Genomic DNA, 15,315 nt, shown 5'->3' with positions numbered 1-15,315 from the left:
GCCACGACGAGCACGGCGGCGACCCGCCCCGAGAGGAGTTCCACGAGGACCCGGTCGGGCACACGCGGGCGACCGCCGACATGACGGTCGGCCAGCTGGTCGAGGGGTACGGCGACGCCGGGATCGGCGCGGCGTCGGTCAACGAGGCGGGCGACGTGCTGGCGGAGATGTTCGCGAACGAGGACTGCACGGTCTTCCTCTCGCTGGCCGGAGCGATGGTCCCGGCGGGGATGCGCCGGATCGTCTCCGACCTGATCCGCGACGGCTACGTCGACGCGCTGGTGACCACGGGCGCGAACCTCACCCACGACGCCATCGAGGCGATCGGCGGGAAACACCACCACGGCCGGACTCACGACCCGGAGAAGAGCCTCCGCGAGCACGACGAGGGGCTCCGCGACGAGGGCGTCGACCGCATCTACAACGTCTACCTCCCGCAGGAGCACTTCGCGGCGTTCGAGGGCCACCTCCGCGAGGAGGTGTTCCCGGCGCTCGAGGCCGACCCGGACGCCGAGGGCGACGGCGCCGTCTCCATCGCCGACCTCGCGCGAGAGCTCGGTCGCGCGAACGCCGCGGTCAACGACCGCGACGACGTGGCCGAGGACCCAGGCGTCGCCGCCGCGGCCTACGAGTGCGACGTCCCCGTCTACTGCCCCGCTGTGCAGGACTCCGTGCTGGGACTGCAGGCGTGGATGTACGCGCAGACGGCCGACTTCACGCTCGACGCCCTCGCCGACATGACGGAGCTGACCGACCTCGCGTTCGAGGCCGACGACGCCGGCTGCCTGCTCGTCGGCGGCGGCGTCCCGAAGAACTTCACCCTCCAGACGATGCTCGTCACCCCGCGGGCGTACGACTACGCCGTCCAGATAACGATGGACCCGGAGGCGACCGGCGGGCTCTCCGGCGCCACCCTCGAAGAGGCCCGGTCGTGGGGGAAGCTGGAGAAGGACGCGCGCAACGCCTCCGTCTACGGCGACGCGACCGTCATGCTGCCGATGCTCGTCGCCGCCGCCCGCGAGCGCGTGGAGTAGTCACGACAAATAGTAATTACATGTAATTAGATTTTTCACCCGGGAGCCACTGATCTGGCGTAATGGCCGACTACACTACCATCTCGCTGCGGAAGGAGTTCGTCGCCGACGTCGAGGAGTACATCGAGGACGAGCCGTTCGGCTCCGTGAAGGAGTTCGTGAAACACGTCGTCGTCCAGGAGATGGAGTCGGACGACGAGATCAGCGAGGCGGAGGCCCGCCGGATCGGCAAGCGGCTCCGGGACCTGGGGTACGTGGACTGATGAGCGTCGCCGACGGCGTTCCGGTCGACGTGCCCGGAGGCGTGTCGCGGGCGGACGCGGTCCTCGCCGGCATGCCGCTGCTGTTCGCCGGCGGGTACGGCGCCGCGTCGGCGATGGTCGAGGGGTGGGTGGTCCCGACCGCCGCCGCGGCGCTGGCGTGCGCGCTGCTGATGCTCGACGCGCTCGTCCGGAACCCGCCTCAGTGAGCGGGGCACCGACGCCGGCCCGTTAGTTCCTCGGTTCCAGCCCGGCCGCCTCGGCCAGCAGCGCGTGCGACTCCAGCGCGTCGCCGTGGTCGGGGACTGCGTGCTGGATCATCACCTCGTCGACGCCGGCTCGGTCGGCCAGCTGTTCGAGGATCCCCGATATCGTCTCCGGACTCCCGGAGACCGACCGCGGCCACTCGTCGTCGTCGAGCGTCGCGGGCGTCGGCTCCGGGGCCCCGCCGAGCTCGTCGACCGCCTCAGCGACGGACGGCGTCGAGTCCCCGAGGTCGCCGCGGCGCATCCGCCGGAAGGTCGCCTCCGCGGGCGCTCGGCGACGGGCCGCGGCCGCGTCGGTCTCGGCGGCGACCGCGTTGACCGCGACCATCCCCGTCGGCTCGTCTGGGCCGGCAGGGAGCGCGCCGGGCTCGAACGCCTCGCGGTAGGACGCGAACGCACGCTCCGCGAATCCGGGCCTGATGAACCCGGCGAAGCAGTACCGAAGCCCGAGTTTCCCGGCGATCTCGCCGCTCGCCGGGCTCGACCCGAGCACCCACGGAACGGGGGGACCGTCCCCGGAGCGGGGGACGTCGAGGTCGGCGTACTCGTGGCCGTCGGGGTAGGCGTCGTAGAGGTGGCTCACGAGCGCGCGGACCCGTTCCTCGTGGTCCTCGTTCGGACTCTCGACGCGGCGGCTCGTCCCGAGCGCGCGGTCCGCGGCCGGCGGCCCGTTCGCTCGGCCGACGCCGACGTCGACGCGGCCCGGCGCGAGCCCGTCGAGCGTCCCGAACGACTCGGCGACTTTGAACGGGCTGTAGCGATTCAAGAGGACGGCCCCGCTGCCGAGCCGGATCGCGTCGGTCGCCGCCGCGAGCCGTCCGAGGAGCACCTCCGGGGTCGTCCCCGCGAGGCGGTCGGTCCTGCCGTGGTGTTCGGCGACCCAGAAGCGCGAGTAGCCGAGCCGCTCCGCCTGCTCGGCGGCCGCGACCGTGTTCGCGAAGGCGTCGGCGGCGGTCCCGTCCGCGGGGACCGGAGAGAGGTCGACGACGGAGAGGTCCATGCCACGGCTCGGCGACCGCCGGTAGTAAGCGTTCGGCCGGCGGCGGAATCGTGGGGGTCGGACGACCCGCCGCGACCGGACCCGACACTACGGGATTCGAGCGGAATGGAGAGATCGAGAAAGCGTCGTCGTCAGTTGTCGCCGGTCTTCGACTGCCACGCGTAGTCGCGGCGCTTCGCGGACTTACCGAAGCCGCAGGAGGAGCAGCGCTCCTTCTTGACGTGGTAGGACTTCTCGCCGCAGCGGCGGCACTTCACGTGAACCGTCTTGTTCTTCTTCCCCTGAGAGGGCGTTCCGGAGCCGGTCATGCTTTGATGGTGACGACGTTATCGCCGCGTATAATCGTTGTGTCTTCGATCGCGACGGCGAACTCCGCGTCGAGATCGTCGTCGACGCGGTCGCCGACGTCGTCCTCCGGCTCGATGACGACGTTCATGTGCTGGTCGTAGCCGGCCAGCACTCCGTAGTAAGTCGTCCCGTCCTTCAGGTGTACCGTCACCGGGTCCTCGAGCGACGCTTCGAGCACGTCGAGGGGTCGTCCACTCATTGTACGTATCGCCGCCCGTCGCAGTAATAAAAATACCGGGACGCGAGGAGGACAGATCGGGGTGAAAACCCGTTCACGTCGGTCGAGACTGTCGGGTACCGCCGTGTTACCGGCCGTCGCGGTGGGCCCCGAACCCCGGTGTTTTTAAGACGGGCTCCTGTATCTCGGGATACCACACTCCCGCGGGACACGGTGAGCCGACGTCGGCTCGGCCGTAGCGGGGCCTCAACGACGCGCGGTCGGACGTAGCGCTGACGGCTCCTTGCGGGGTTTCAGTGATGAACGCCGTACAGGCGTTCGATATACACAAACCATGGAAATCGAAATTGCGACACTCGGCGGTTACGAAGAGGTCGGTCGACAGATGACGGCGGTGCGAGCGGGCGACGACATCGTCATCTTCGACATGGGCCTGAACCTCAGTAAGGTCCTCATCCACGACAACGTGGAGACCGAGAGCATGCACAGCCTCGACCTGATCGACATGGGCGCGATCCCGGACGACCGCGTCATGAGCGAGCTGGAGGGCGACGTCCAGGCGATCGTGCCCACCCACGGTCACCTCGACCACATCGCGGGCATCCCGAAGCTCGCGCACCGGTACGACGCCCCGATCGTCGGCTCCCCGTACACGATCGAACTGGTCAAACAGCAGATCGCCGACGAGGGGAAGTTCCAGGTCGACAACGACCTCGTGAAGATGAAGGCGGGCGGCACGATGGCCATCGGCGACTCCGAGCAGGTCGAGATGGAGTTCGTCAACGTCACGCACTCGATCATCGACGCCATCAACCCGGTCCTCCACACGCCCGAGGGCGCGATCGTCTACGGCCTCGACAAGCGGCTGGACCACACCCCCGTCATCGGCGACCCGATCGACATGGACCGGTTCCGCGAGATCGGCCGGCAGGACGAGGGCGTCCTCTGTTACATCGAGGACTGCACGAACGCCGGCCGGAAGGGCCGGACCCCTTCCGAGTCGTACGCGAAGAAGCACGTCGAGGACACGCTGACCTCGATGGAAGACTACACGGGCGGGATCGTCGCCACGACGTTCTCCTCCCACATCGCCCGCGTGAAGACGCTCGTCGAGTACGCCCGCGAGATCGGCCGTCAGCCGGTCCTCCTCGGGCGCTCGATGGAGAAGTACTCCGGGACGGCCGAGCGGCTCGACTTCGTCGACTTCCAGGGCGACGTGGGCATGTACGGCCACCGGAAGTCCGTCGACCGCGCGTTCAAGCGGATCATGAAGGAGGGGAAGGGGAACTTCCTCCCCATCGTGACGGGCCACCAGGGCGAGCCGCGCGCAATGTTAACCCGCATGGGCCGCGGCGAGACCCCGTACGAAATCGACGACGGGGACAAGGTCGTCTTCAGCGCCAGCGTCATCCCGGAGCCCACCAACGAGGGCCAGCGCTACCAGAGCGAGCAGCTCCTCCGGATGCAGGGCGCGCGCCTCTACGACGACATCCACGTCTCCGGCCACCTCCGCGAGGAGGGGCACTACGAGATGCTGCAGGCGCTCCAGCCGCAGCACCTCATCCCCGGCCACCAGTCGCTGGAGGGCCGCTCGCCGTACGTGAGTCTCGCGAAGTCGCAGGGGTACAAGCTCGGTCGTGACATTCACGTCACGCAGAACGGGAGCGTCATCCAACTCGTCGAATGACGAGCGAGACGAAGGAGGCGCGGGTGCTGGACGCCATCCGCGAGCGGCGTGAACTGGTCAACGCCGCTATCGACGAAGAGCTGCCGGTACAGCACCCGGAGCGCCTCTACGAGGCGACACGGTACATCCTCGAGGCGGGCGGGAAGCGGCTGCGCCCGACGGTGGCGACGCTCGCCGCCGAGGCCGTCGCGGGCGTCGAGCCGATGAGCGTCGACTTCCGCGAGTTCGCCGCCCTCGACGGGACCGAAGTGGACGTGATGCGCGCGGCGGTCGCCATCGAAGTGATCCAGTCGTTCACCCTGATCCACGACGACATCATGGACGAGGACGACCTCCGGCGCGGCGTCCCCGCCGTCCACGAGCAGTACGACACGTCAACGGCGATCCTCGCCGGCGACACGCTCTATTCGAAGGCCTTCGAGTTCATGACGGAGACGGGCGCGGCCCCGGAGAACGGGTTGGAGGCGATGCGGATGCTCGCGTCTACCTGCACGGAGATCTGCGAGGGACAGGCGCTCGACGTCTCGTTCGAGTCGCGCGACGATATCCTCCCCGAGGAGTACCTCGAGATGGTCGAGCTGAAGACCGCGGTCCTGTACGGGGCGTCGGCGGCGACGCCGGCGATCCTGCTCGGCGCCGCCGACGACGTCATCGACGCGCTGTACGAGTACGGGATCGACTCGGGACGGGCGTTCCAGATCCAAGACGACGTGCTCGACCTGACCGTTCCCTCCGAGGAGCTGGGGAAACAGCGCGGCTCCGACCTCGTCGAGGGGAAGGAGACGCTGATCACCCTCCACGCGCGTCAAGAGGGCGTCGACGTCGACGGCCTCGTCGACGCCGACACCCCGGCCGAGGTCACGGAGTCGGCCATCGAGGACGCGGTGGCCGCCTTGGAGGAGGCCGGCTCCATCGCGTACGCTCGCGAGACCGCGGAGGACCTCACCGCGCGGTCGAAAGAGCACCTCGAACTGCTTCCCGAGAGCGGCTCGCGGAGCCTCCTCGAGGACCTCGCGGACTACCTGATCGTCCGCGGCTACTGAGCGGACCGGGCGGAAAGCGAGTCGGACGGCCGCGACCGGACCGCCGGCCGTCCGGCCACGATCCGGCGGCGTCCTCCGCAACGGACACCGCTTTATTCCCCGTCGCCTTCCTTCGACCGTGTCACGGTATCGAGACGTCGTCCTGTTTTTCACCCTCGCCACGCTCTGGGGCGGCTCCTTCGTCGCCATCGAGGTCGGCCTCGACTACTACCCGCCGGTGCTGTACGCCGCCTACCGGTTCGACGTGGCGGCGCTGGTGTTGGTGTCGTACGTCCTCCTGACGGAGACGGGACCGCTCCCCAGCACGCGCGGCGACTTCGCCGCCATCGGCTTCAGCGGGGGGCTCTCCGTCGCCGCCAACAACTCGCTGCTGTTCGTCGGACAGCAGTACACCACCAGCGGCATCGCCTCGATCACCTACAGCCTCGTGCCGATCGCGACCGCGGCGGTCGCGGCCGCCTGGATCGGCGGTTCTGACCTCGACGCGCGCGGCGCGTTCGGTGTGGTGCTCGCGTTTATCGGCGTCGGGCTCGTCGCCCAGCCGGACCCCGCGAACCTCGCCGGGGGCGTCACCATCGGGGTCGGGCTGATCTCGATCGGCGTGCTCGCGGTCGCGGTCGGCAGCGTCGGGCTCCGCACCGTGACGACGAGCTTCTCCAGCATCGCGCTCACGGGGTGGGCGATGCTGTTCGGCGCCACGCTGATCCACGGGCTCAGCGCCGCGCTCGGCGAGACCCAACGGCTCCCGGTCACGGAGCTTCCCGCGGTCGGTTCGCTGCTGTTCCTCGGCGTGATGTCCTCGGCCGTCGCGTACAGCATCTACTTCACGCTGCTCGACCGGCTGGGCCCGTTCGAGATCAACCTCGTCTCCTACGTCGTTCCGGTCGTCGCGACGGTCGCCGGTGCGGTCCTCCTCTTAGAGCCCGTGACGCCGCTGACGGTCGTCGGCTTCTTCGTCATCGTCGCCGGCTTCGCGCTCCTGAAGCGGCACGCGATCGCCGACGAGGTCCCGCGGCTCCTCTCGCGGGTCGGCGGGCTGTTCTGACGGGGCCGTCGCGACGACGGCGACGCGGAGGGGTCGCCGCCGACCTCAGCCGTCGAGCGCGGCGATGTCCTCGACGATCTCGACCGCGTGGTCCTCGGGCGAGACGCCCTCGTAGGCGAGGACGACGGTCCCCTCGCCGTCGAGCACGTACGTGTTCCGGAACACGCCGTCGAAGGTGTTGCCGAACATCTGCTTCTCGCCGTACGAGTCGTACGCGCTCGCGACCTCGCCGTCGGGGTCCGACAGCAGCGTGAACGGGAGGTCGTGCTTCTCGGCGAAGGGCTCCAACTCCTCGACGGGGTCGTCGCTGATCCCGACGACGGCGACGTCGGCCCCCTCGAAGGCGTCCCACTCGTCGCGGAACCCGCACGCCTCGGCGGTACAGCCCGGCGTGTCGGCGCGCGGGTAGAAGTAGACCACCGTGTACCGCGACCCGTCCGGGTCGACGGTGACGGTCGCGCCGTGCTGGTCGGCCAGCGTGATCGGGGGTGCGGAATCGCCGGGATCGAGCATACCTGCTGTCGTTTCGGCGGCGTCTTAGGGCGTTCGGTCCGGTCCACTTTTATCCGCTACTGTCATGCTAACGATATCGATGGTGTGGCAACCGACGCCGTACACGGCCCCGTTGCTCGTGGCGGCGCTCGCCTCCTTCTCCTTCGCCGCGTACGCCGCGAGGAGTCGGGGGCGAGGGGAGCGCGCGCTCGTCCGCGCGTTCGTCGGCGTCGCGCTCGGGAGCGGGGTCTGGTCGCTGGCGTACGCGGCCCAACTGTCGGCGACCGCGCTCGACGCGACCCTCTTCTGGAACCGGTTCGTCTGGGTCGGGACCGGGACCCTCGCGGTCGCTTGGCCCGCGTTCGTGCTCGCGTACGTCGACCGAACGTCGTGGCTCCGGCCGCGCCGGTTCGCCCTGCTCTGTCTCGTTCCCGCGGCCGTGGTCTCCGGCGCCCTCCTGATCGGTCCCGAGGCGCTGTTCTACCGCGACCCCTCGCTCGCCGACGTCGGCGGCTACCTCGTCGTGGAGTACGCCCCCACGCCGGAGCTCCTCGCGTTCGTGGCCTACTCGTACGCCGTGAACCTGGTCACCTTCGCCGTCCTCGGGTACGCGGCGCTCACCCGAGAGGGCGTGTTCCGCCGGCAGGCGGCGCTGCTGCTCGTCGCCGGCGTCGCACCGACGGTCGCCGGCGTCCTCGGCGTCTGGGGCGCGGTCGGGCCGACGTTCGTCGACCTGACGCCGGTGACGTTCGCCGCCACGTCCGGGGTGATCGGCTGGATCGTGTTCAGACACCGTCTCCTCGACCTCTCGCCGATCGCCCGCGATACCGTCTTCGCGAACCTCGCCGACGGGGTCGTCGTCGTGGACGCGACCGGCCGTATCGTCGACGTCAACGAGCCGGCGAGGGGACTGTTCCCGTCCGTCGCGGTCGGACGAGACGTCGTGGAGGCGTTCGACTCCGCCCCGGGCGTCGTCGAGGCGATGCGGGGAGCCCGGACCGAGTCGTCGCGCGAGGGCGAGTTCCGGGTGACCCTCACCGACGGGGAGAGTCACCGGTTCCTGACCGTGGACGCCCACGCGATCGACGGCGCTGACGCCGGAGCGCCGCCGCGTGACGGGGCCGGCGGCACCGTCCTCCTCTTCCGGGACGTCACCGAGCGGGAGACTCTCCAGCGCCGGTATCGGACCCTCATCGAGAAGTCGCCGAACGTCGTGGCCGTCTGCGGGACCGACGGTCTCGCCCGCTACGTGAGCCCGTCGATAGAGCGGCTGCTCGGCCACTCGCCCGCCGAGGTCGAGGGGCGACCGATCGTCGACCTCGTCCACCCCGACGACGAGTTGGAGTCGCAGCGCGCGTTCGAGCGGGCGTTCGAGACCGACGAGCCGCAGCCGCTCGACCACCGCATCGCCCACGCCGACGGGAACTGGCGCCGGTTCGAGACGACCGTCGAGCGCCTGTTCGACGACACCGAGGAGGTCGTGATCACCGCGACGGACGTGACGGAGAGCCGTCGGTACGAGCAGCGCCTGCAGGTCCTCAACCGCGTGCTCAGACACGACCTGAAGAACGACACGAACGTGATCGGCGGCTACGCCGACCTCCTGCGCGACCACGTCGACGAGGACGGCGGCGACTACTTGGACATCATCGACCGGAAGGTGGAGACGCTGACGCACCTCAGCGACCAGGCCCGCGAGATCGACGTGGCGCTCCACAACGAGGCCGAACAGACGCGGATCGACCTCGCGCGGCTGGTCGAGCGGCTCTCCGAGTCGCTCGAATCGTCGTTCCCGGACGCGACGGTGCGGGTCTCGACTCCCGACGCCGCCGTCGCGCACGCCGACGAACTCCTCGAGTCCGCCGTCCGGAACGTGCTGGAGAACGCCGTGGTCCACAACGACCGCGAGCGCCCGACCGTCGACGTCACGGTCGCGGCCGCCGGCGGCGGGTACCGGATCGAGGTCGCCGACGACGGCCCGGGGATCCCGCCGGTCGAGCGGGCGGTCTTCTCGGAGGCGCGCGAGACGGCGCTGGAGCACGCGAGCGGGCTGGGGCTCTGGCTCGTCCACTGGATCGTCACGGGGTCGGGCGGCGAGCTCGACATCGAGACGCGGGACCCGACCGGGACGGTGGTGCGGATGCGGCTCCCTGCGGCCGACGCCGACGGCGGGACCGCGGCCGAAGCAGACGCCGAGGACACTCCCGCGGCCGACGCCGACGGCGGGAATGTCGCCGGGGCAGACGGCGGAAGCTCCGCCGCGACGGACGTGCGCGACTAGCGCCGTCGCCGTCCCTCCGCAACCTCTTTGCGGTCGCTGGTCGAACCGACGGTCATGAGTCACGGATCCCTGGACGAGGACGCGGTCGAGAGCTACCGGGAGGCCGGCGCGGTGTTGGTCGAGGCGACGAACGAGGCCCGCGAGATGGTCGAGCCGGGGCGGTCGCACTTGGAGGTCGCCGAGTGGACGGAGGACTTCGTCCGCGAGCAGGGAGCCGGGCTCGCGTTCCCCGTCAACATCAGCGTCGATCCCGAGGCGTCGCACGCCACCCCGACCCGGGACGACGACACGGAGTTCGGCGAGGAGATGGTGTGTCTCGACGTCGGCGTCCACGTCGACGGCTACATCGCCGACGCCGCGGTGACCGTGGACCACTCCGGGAACCCGGAGCTCGTCGAGGCCGCCGAGATGGCGCTGGAGGCCGCGGTCGACGAGGCCGGTCCGGGCGTCGAGGTCGGCGTCGTCGGCGCGGCGATCGAGGACGTGATCCGGGGGTACGGCTACACCCCCGTCCTGAACCTCTCCGGCCACGGCGTCGAGCGCTACGACGCCCACACGGGACCGACGGTGCCGAACCGGGGGGTCGACCGCTCCGTCGAGCTAGAGCCGGGGCAGGCGGTCGCGATCGAGCCGTTCGCCACCGACGGCCGCGGGAAGGTCGGCGAGGGGACCGACGAGGAGATCTTCGAGCGACAGGGGTCGGCGAGCGTGCGCGACCGCCGCGCGCGGCAGGCCTTAGAGGAGATCGAGGCGTTCGACGACCTCCCGTTCGCGGCGCGGTGGCTGGAGGGCGACCGCGTCGAGATGGCGTTGCGGCGGCTCAAGCAGGCGGGCGCGGTCAAGGGGTACCCCGTCCTGAAGGAGGCCGACGACGCCTTGGTGAGCCAGGCGGAGCACACCCTGCTGATCACCGAGGACGGCGTCGAGGTGACGACGGCCGGGATCCACGGCTTCGACGACTGATGGACCGGATCTACGCCCCGTGGCGGATCGAGTGGGTCGAGCGCGAGTCGGACCCGATCGACGGCTGCCCGTTCTGCGTCCTGCCGGACCGCGAGGACGCCCGCGAGGCGCGGATCGTCGCCGAGAGCGAGCGCAACTACGTCCTCTTGAACAACGCCCCGTACAACCCGGGCCACGCGATGGTGATCCCGGACGAGCACGTCGAGGATCCGACCGACCTCGACGACACGACCCTCCTCGACCACGCACGGTTGAAGTCGGCGACGCTGACGGCGTTGCGCCACGACGTCGACCCCGACGGCGTGAACACGGGCCAGAACCTCGGCGGGGCCGCCGCCGGGGGGTCGATCGACCACCTCCACACTCACGTCGTCCCGCGGTGGAACGGCGACACGAACTTCATGCCCGTGACCGGCGAGACGAAGGTTATCGTGGAGGCGGTCGACCGCACGTACGGGCACCTCCACGCCGGCTTCGCCGCCGGCGACGACGTGGTCGATCCGGGCGACCCCGAGGCCGGCGAGGCGGTCGAGCTCGACTTCGACAGCTGAGGCGACGGCGATCCAGTATTTAAATAGCCGTGAATGATGGCGAAGATTATTTTATAAATGACGGAGGCGGCGGCGCGCCCCGGTGAGCGGCCGACAGGCCGCGAGCCGACGGTGCGAGGTCGTCGGGCGAAGCCCGACTGCCAGAGAATCTCCGATTCTCGCTGGACGCGGTGAGCGCTCGCAGAGCGCGAACCGCGAGGCTGGGGAGGTGTGAGGTGCTGTGCGGTATAGGTGGGACTCAAAAGGGCAGCCGGTGAGGCGGACGGAGGCGTTCACGAGAGCTCCGCTCTCGTGAGCCAATCAGAACGCGAAGCGTTCTGATGACGATGCAAGGACCGCAAGGAGCGAGTGAAACGAGCGACTGAGGACCGTAGCGAGCGTGCGTCCGCCTCACCGGTTGGGGCTTTGGAAGTGTTCACCGCAGCAACGCCGACCATTTATAAACAGTCGACAGCAACACCACGCTCCGACCTGTAAACGACTTTCCTCGCGACGTACTACACCTACTCCTCGATGCGCGTCAGTACACCAGCTCCCCGGAGATGAACTTCCGGGTGCGCTCGTCCGACGGGTCTTCGAAGATCCGCTCGGTCGGGCCGACCTCGGTGACACCGTCGTCGAGCAGCACCGCGACTCGGTCCGCGACGCGCTCCGCCTGATGCATGTCGTGCGTCGCCACGACGACGCCGATCCCGCGGTCGCGGGCCTTCGCCATCGCGTCCTCGATGACGGCGGTGTTCCGCGGGTCGAGGTCGGAGGTGGGCTCGTCTAAGAGGAGGACGTCGGGGTCGTACGCCAGCGCCCGGGCGAACGACACCCGCTGCGCCTCGCCGCCGGAGAGCGAGTCCGCCCGCTGGGTCGCCTTCTCGGAGAGCCCCACCACGTCGAGCGCGTCGCCGACGGCGTCGGCGGGCTCGTGCAGCCCGACGAGCGAGCGGAGCTGGGCCTGAAGCCGGTCCGCCCACGGGCGGCGGATCCGCAGGCCGTACTCGACGTTGCGCGCGACGGGCGCGTCGAAGAGGCTCGCCTCCTGGAACACCATCCCGACCCGCCGGCGCAGTGCGAGCCGCTCCGACTCCTCGGCGGTCCACACGTCGGTGCCGTCGAGCGCGACGGCGCCGTCGTCGGGTTCGAGCGAGAGCGCGAGCGTCCGGAGCAGGGTCGTCTTGCCGACGCCGGACGGACCGATCACCGCGACCACCTCTCCGGAGTCGACGGTCAGCGAGAGATCGCGGAACACCGGCCCGTCGCCGTACGAGCGGGAGACGTTCCGGAGCCGGAGCATCAGCGGTGCACCCCCTGATCGCCGAGCCGGATCACGACGGCGTTGACCGTCAACACGAGCGTGACGAGGACGGCGCCGAGTATCATCGCGGTCTCGTACTGCCCCTGTCTGGCCTCGAGCTGGATGGCGGTCGTCAGCGTCCGCGTCTTCGATATCCCGTCCGCGCCGGTGATGTTGCCGCCGACGATGAGCACGGAGCCGACCTCGCTGATAGCGCGGCCGAATCCCGCGAGGATCGCGGTGGCGATACCGTACCGGGCCTCCTTGAGGACGACGAGCGCCACGTCGACGCGCGTGCCGCCGAGCACGCGGGCGGCGTCGCGGACGTTCTGATCGACGCCGGAGATCGCCGCGAGGCTGATCGCCGTGATCGGCGGCGTCGCGAGTACGAACTGCGACATGATCATCGCCTGCTTCGTGAAGACCAGATCGAGCGCGCCGAGCGGTCCCTGGTTCGAGACGGCGAACAGCACGAGGAGGCCGACGACGACGCTCGGGAACCCCATCCCGGTGTTGATCACGGACTTCGCGAACTGCTTGCCCGGGAAGTCGGTGAATCCCATCACGACCGCGATCGGGATGCTGAACAGCGTGCTCAGCGCCACCGCCGTGAGGCTCACGTACAGGGAGACGTAGATGATGCTCCAGACGTACCCGTCCCTGAACGGAAGGTCGAGGAGGGCCGGGAGGTCAGCGGCGACTGGTCCCCCGAGGAGGGCCGGGAGGTCAGCGGTAACCGGGCTCCCGAGAACGATCGGCAGCAGCGGTGCGACTGATTCGAGCGGCACGCTCACCCGTCGGTGGAGTTCCCACTCCAACCTTCCGGAACGTACTGCTGGAAGTCAGGGCTCTCGGAGACCGCCCTGGGGAAGAACAGCTGCTCTCCGTTCATCTGGTAGTCGGCGATCGCCTCTTGGGCCCCGGGGCTGGTGATCCAGCCGATGTACGCCATCGCGAGGTCGTAGTTGGCGTTGTCGTGGACGCCGGGGTTGACGGCCATGATCCCGTAGGGGTTCGCGAGGATCTCCGGGCCGTCCTCGATCGGCCCCTGCACGAGGATCGTCAGGTCGATCTCCGAGCGCTGCGAGATGAACGTGCCGCGGTCGGAGAGCGTGTACGCGCCCTGCTGGTTGGCGTTGTTGAGCGCCTCGCCCATCCCGGCGCCGATCTCCTGGTACCAGTCGCCGCCGGGGTCGGTCCCCGCGGCCTCCCAGAGGTTCAGCTCCTTGGTGTGCGTGCCGGAGTTGTCACCGCGGGAGACGAACGGGGCCCCCGCCTCGGCGATCGCCGTGAGCGCCTCGGTCGCCGAGTCCATCCCCCGGATCCCCGCCGGGTCGCCCTCGGGCCCGACGATCACGAAGTCGTTGAACATCAGGTCCCGGCGGTTGACTCCGTACCCGTTCCGCAGGAACTCGTCTTCGAGCCCGCGGGCGTGGACCATCACCACGTCGGAGTCGCCGTTCCGGGCCGACTCGAGGGCCGCGCCCGTCCCCTGCGCGACCGCGTCGACGGTCACGCCGTACATCTCCTCGAAGTCGCCGTGGATCGCGTCGAGGAGCCCCGTGTCGTATGTGCTCGTCGTGGTCGTGAGCGTCAGGGCCTCGCCGGCCACGGCGGCCCCGCCGCCGGTCTGCTCTTGGCTCCCCCCCAACTGCGCACAGCCGGCGGTGCTCGCGACAGCCCCTGCGCCGAGCGCGGCGACGAACCGTCTTCGATGTATCGACATAGACACACCGATGGACTGATAGGTAATATAATTTCTGCACGCGGATAACCGCGATCGGTTACTCGCTCCCGCACGGAGCGATCGAGGTGCGCCGGTGAAGCCGAGCCGGTGTCCGATCGCGCCCCGAGATCGGTCGGAATCGGAGGGGAAGACGACTGGAACCGGTTACGTCGCCGTCGGGGACGCCGGCGTACCGGGAGGGAAAGCGCCAACACCCCCCGGGACGACGGTGTCGACATGGACGAAAGCGGCGACGAGGGCGCCGCCGAAGGGAGCGCCGCCGGCGCGGGCCGCGGCAGCGCGGCGCTCATCGAGGGCGACGCCGAGTTCGACGGGCGGGACGCCGCGCTCCTCCGGGCGGTCCACGAGGCGGGCTCGGTCGCGGGCGCGGCCGCGGAGCTGGGGCGTTCGCGGGCCCGAGCGCTCTCGCGGATAGAGCGCCTAGAGGAGGCGTTCGGCCGGTTGGTCGAGCGCCGGCGCGGCGGCTCGGGGGGCGGCGGCAGCCGGCTCACCGACGCCGGGCGCGAGCTGCTCGACCGCTACGACCGACTGCAGGCCGTGCTCGCCGCGACCGCGAGCGTGCCCGAGACGGTGCTCGACGGGACGGTCGCGAGCGTCGACGGCGAACTGGCCGACGTCGACACCGCGGTCGGCACGCTTCGGGGGCTCCACGATAACGCGACCGTCGGCGACGCGGTGCAGGTCAGAGTCGGCGCCGACGCGGTGACGATGCACTCGGGGGACGCCGACATCGACCCGGACGCGACGAGCGCGCGGAACCGGCTCCGAGGGACGGTCGTCGACATCGACGCGGGCGAGACGGTCTGCACGGTTCGCGTCGCGGTCGAGGGCACGGCGTTCCACGTGCTGGTCACCGCCGAGAGCGCGTCCCGGCTGGCGCTCACCGAGGGCGACGACGTGTCGGTGCGGTGGAAGGCGACGGCCACCCGGCTGGTGAGACACGCGACGACCGCCGGCTCCGCCGAGCCGTCGCGGGACTGACACCGGACGGGCCGGAGCGGTCACTCCTGCCTGGATCGCTTCCAGGCCGGGTAAAGCTCTATCACGGCGATCAGGCTGAGCGCGACGCCGACGGCGATCATCAGTGCGTCCGGGTCGATATCGTCCATACCCCAACGTGGGGGCGTAAACGTGT

The 15,315-nt window shown here is 69.9% G+C and carries 17 protein-coding genes; 10 read left to right on the top strand and 7 right to left on the bottom strand.

Annotated features, from left to right (window positions below):
- From DJ73_RS12405 to DJ73_RS12395, 3 genes are all read left to right on the top strand, one after another.
- A partial coding sequence (locus DJ73_RS12405) for a deoxyhypusine synthase (protein WP_094558118.1) occupies window positions 1-1,034 on the top strand: 1,034 nt, incomplete at its 5' end.
- Between the two features lie 62 nt (window positions 1,035-1,096).
- Window positions 1,097-1,297, top strand: a complete 201-nt coding sequence (locus tag DJ73_RS12400) for a hypothetical protein (RefSeq protein WP_094523669.1) — start codon at window positions 1,097-1,099, stop codon at window positions 1,295-1,297.
- The gene (locus DJ73_RS12395; RefSeq protein WP_094523667.1) at window positions 1,297-1,503 is read left to right on the top strand and encodes a hypothetical protein; all 207 of its coding nucleotides are present in this window, start codon (window positions 1,297-1,299) and stop codon (window positions 1,501-1,503) included. The genes DJ73_RS12400 and DJ73_RS12395 overlap by 1 nt, the downstream gene beginning before the upstream one ends.
- A 22-nt stretch (window positions 1,504-1,525) precedes the next feature.
- On the opposite strand, the gene DJ73_RS12390 is transcribed toward DJ73_RS12395, so the two are convergent.
- The 3 genes from DJ73_RS12390 to DJ73_RS12380 all read right to left on the bottom strand — a co-directional run bounded on the left by DJ73_RS12390 (window position 1,526) and on the right by DJ73_RS12380 (window position 3,107).
- Entirely contained in the window at window positions 1,526-2,560 is a 1,035-nt protein-coding gene (locus DJ73_RS12390) for an MsnO8 family LLM class oxidoreductase (protein ID WP_094558117.1), read from the bottom strand.
- Between the two features lie 131 nt (window positions 2,561-2,691).
- Window positions 2,692-2,868 carry a 50S ribosomal protein L37e gene (locus DJ73_RS12385; RefSeq protein WP_094523663.1) on the bottom strand — a complete coding sequence of 59 codons (177 nt, stop codon included), beginning with the start codon at window positions 2,866-2,868 and terminating at the stop codon, window positions 2,692-2,694.
- Window positions 2,865-3,107 carry an LSM domain-containing protein gene (locus tag DJ73_RS12380; protein ID WP_094523661.1) on the bottom strand — a complete coding sequence of 81 codons (243 nt, stop codon included), beginning with the start codon at window positions 3,105-3,107 and terminating at the stop codon, window positions 2,865-2,867. The genes DJ73_RS12385 and DJ73_RS12380 overlap by 4 nt, the downstream gene beginning before the upstream one ends.
- 313 nt (window positions 3,108-3,420) lie before the next feature.
- Here DJ73_RS12380 and DJ73_RS12375 point away from each other — a divergent pair, with 313 nt between their 5' ends.
- The 3 genes from DJ73_RS12375 to DJ73_RS12365 all read left to right on the top strand — a co-directional run bounded on the left by DJ73_RS12375 (window position 3,421) and on the right by DJ73_RS12365 (window position 6,861).
- Window positions 3,421-4,773, top strand: a complete 1,353-nt coding sequence (locus DJ73_RS12375) for a ribonuclease J (protein WP_094523659.1) — start codon at window positions 3,421-3,423, stop codon at window positions 4,771-4,773.
- On the top strand, window positions 4,770-5,816 hold the full coding sequence (gene idsA3 / locus DJ73_RS12370) for a geranylfarnesyl diphosphate synthase (protein WP_094523657.1): 1,047 nt from the start codon (window positions 4,770-4,772) through the stop codon (window positions 5,814-5,816). Before DJ73_RS12375 ends, idsA3 begins: the two co-directional genes overlap by 4 nt.
- Before the next feature lie 118 nt (window positions 5,817-5,934).
- Entirely contained in the window at window positions 5,935-6,861 is a 927-nt protein-coding gene (locus DJ73_RS12365) for a DMT family transporter (RefSeq protein ID WP_094523655.1), read from the top strand.
- Between the two features lie 45 nt (window positions 6,862-6,906).
- On the opposite strand, the gene DJ73_RS12360 is transcribed toward DJ73_RS12365, so the two are convergent.
- Window positions 6,907-7,374, bottom strand: a complete 468-nt coding sequence (locus tag DJ73_RS12360) for a peroxiredoxin (protein WP_094558116.1) — start codon at window positions 7,372-7,374, stop codon at window positions 6,907-6,909.
- 79 nt (window positions 7,375-7,453) lie between these two features.
- On the opposite strand from DJ73_RS12360, the gene DJ73_RS12355 reads away from it, so the two are divergent.
- From DJ73_RS12355 to DJ73_RS12345, 3 genes are read left to right on the top strand one after another with little or no spacing between them, the layout of a single operon-like run.
- Window positions 7,454-9,634, top strand: a complete 2,181-nt coding sequence (locus DJ73_RS12355) for a histidine kinase N-terminal 7TM domain-containing protein (protein WP_094558115.1) — start codon at window positions 7,454-7,456, stop codon at window positions 9,632-9,634.
- Window positions 9,635-9,688: 54 nt separating this feature from the next.
- Complete coding sequence (map, locus tag DJ73_RS12350; RefSeq protein WP_094558114.1) at window positions 9,689-10,597, top strand: type II methionyl aminopeptidase; 909 nt, start codon at window positions 9,689-9,691, stop codon at window positions 10,595-10,597.
- A complete protein-coding gene (locus DJ73_RS12345) occupies window positions 10,597-11,148 on the top strand; it encodes an HIT family protein (RefSeq protein ID WP_094523647.1) in 552 nt (183 codons plus the stop codon). The genes map and DJ73_RS12345 overlap by 1 nt, the downstream gene beginning before the upstream one ends.
- A 520-nt stretch (window positions 11,149-11,668) precedes the next feature.
- Here DJ73_RS12345 and DJ73_RS12340 read toward each other — a convergent pair.
- From DJ73_RS12340 to DJ73_RS12330, 3 genes are all read right to left on the bottom strand, one after another.
- Window positions 11,669-12,433: an amino acid ABC transporter ATP-binding protein gene (locus DJ73_RS12340; RefSeq protein WP_094523645.1), complete on the bottom strand. Its 765-nt coding sequence runs from the start codon at window positions 12,431-12,433 to the stop codon at window positions 11,669-11,671.
- Entirely contained in the window at window positions 12,433-13,074 is a 642-nt protein-coding gene (locus DJ73_RS12335; RefSeq protein WP_394338326.1) for an ABC transporter permease, read from the bottom strand. Before DJ73_RS12335 ends, DJ73_RS12340 begins: the two co-directional genes overlap by 1 nt.
- 149 nt (window positions 13,075-13,223) lie before the next feature.
- Window positions 13,224-14,159, bottom strand: coding sequence for a substrate-binding domain-containing protein (locus DJ73_RS12330; protein WP_094558113.1), 936 nt, complete (start codon window positions 14,157-14,159; stop codon window positions 13,224-13,226).
- A gap of 237 nt (window positions 14,160-14,396) precedes the next feature.
- Between DJ73_RS12330 and DJ73_RS12325 the strand changes: the two genes are divergently transcribed.
- Window positions 14,397-15,161, top strand: coding sequence for a TOBE domain-containing protein (locus DJ73_RS12325; RefSeq protein ID WP_094527156.1), 765 nt, complete (start codon window positions 14,397-14,399; stop codon window positions 15,159-15,161).
- Window positions 15,162-15,315: the final 154 nt, after the last annotated feature.

Origin of the sequence: Halorubrum sp. Ea1, assembly GCF_002252965.1 — an archaeon.
GTDB lineage: Archaea > Halobacteriota > Halobacteria > Halobacteriales > Haloferacaceae > Halorubrum.
The sequence above is the reverse complement of the archived record's forward strand: the minus strand, read 5'-3'. Positions and strand labels throughout refer to the sequence as shown.

Bases quoted from the DNA above. Each gene is read 5' to 3' on its own strand.
- DJ73_RS12400 (WP_094523669.1), top strand. From the start codon at position 1,097: ATGGCCGACTACACTACCATCTCGCTGCGGAAGGAGTTCGTCGCCGAC.
- DJ73_RS12395 (WP_094523667.1), top strand. From the start codon at position 1,297: ATGAGCGTCGCCGACGGCGTTCCGGTCGACGTGCCCGGAGGCGTGTCG.
- DJ73_RS12390 (WP_094558117.1), bottom strand. From the start codon at position 2,560: ATGGACCTCTCCGTCGTCGACCTCTCTCCGGTCCCCGCGGACGGGACC.
- DJ73_RS12385 (WP_094523663.1), bottom strand. From the start codon at position 2,868: ATGACCGGCTCCGGAACGCCCTCTCAGGGGAAGAAGAACAAGACGGTT.
- DJ73_RS12380 (WP_094523661.1), bottom strand. From the start codon at position 3,107: ATGAGTGGACGACCCCTCGACGTGCTCGAAGCGTCGCTCGAGGACCCG.
- DJ73_RS12375 (WP_094523659.1), top strand. From the start codon at position 3,421: ATGGAAATCGAAATTGCGACACTCGGCGGTTACGAAGAGGTCGGTCGA.
- idsA3 (WP_094523657.1), top strand. From the start codon at position 4,770: ATGACGAGCGAGACGAAGGAGGCGCGGGTGCTGGACGCCATCCGCGAG.
- DJ73_RS12360 (WP_094558116.1), bottom strand. From the start codon at position 7,374: ATGCTCGATCCCGGCGATTCCGCACCCCCGATCACGCTGGCCGACCAG.
- DJ73_RS12355 (WP_094558115.1), top strand. From the start codon at position 7,454: ATGGTGTGGCAACCGACGCCGTACACGGCCCCGTTGCTCGTGGCGGCG.
- map (WP_094558114.1), top strand. From the start codon at position 9,689: ATGAGTCACGGATCCCTGGACGAGGACGCGGTCGAGAGCTACCGGGAG.
- DJ73_RS12345 (WP_094523647.1), top strand. From the start codon at position 10,597: ATGGACCGGATCTACGCCCCGTGGCGGATCGAGTGGGTCGAGCGCGAG.
- DJ73_RS12340 (WP_094523645.1), bottom strand. From the start codon at position 12,433: ATGCTCCGGCTCCGGAACGTCTCCCGCTCGTACGGCGACGGGCCGGTG.
- DJ73_RS12330 (WP_094558113.1), bottom strand. From the start codon at position 14,159: ATGTCGATACATCGAAGACGGTTCGTCGCCGCGCTCGGCGCAGGGGCT.
- DJ73_RS12325 (WP_094527156.1), top strand. From the start codon at position 14,397: ATGGACGAAAGCGGCGACGAGGGCGCCGCCGAAGGGAGCGCCGCCGGC.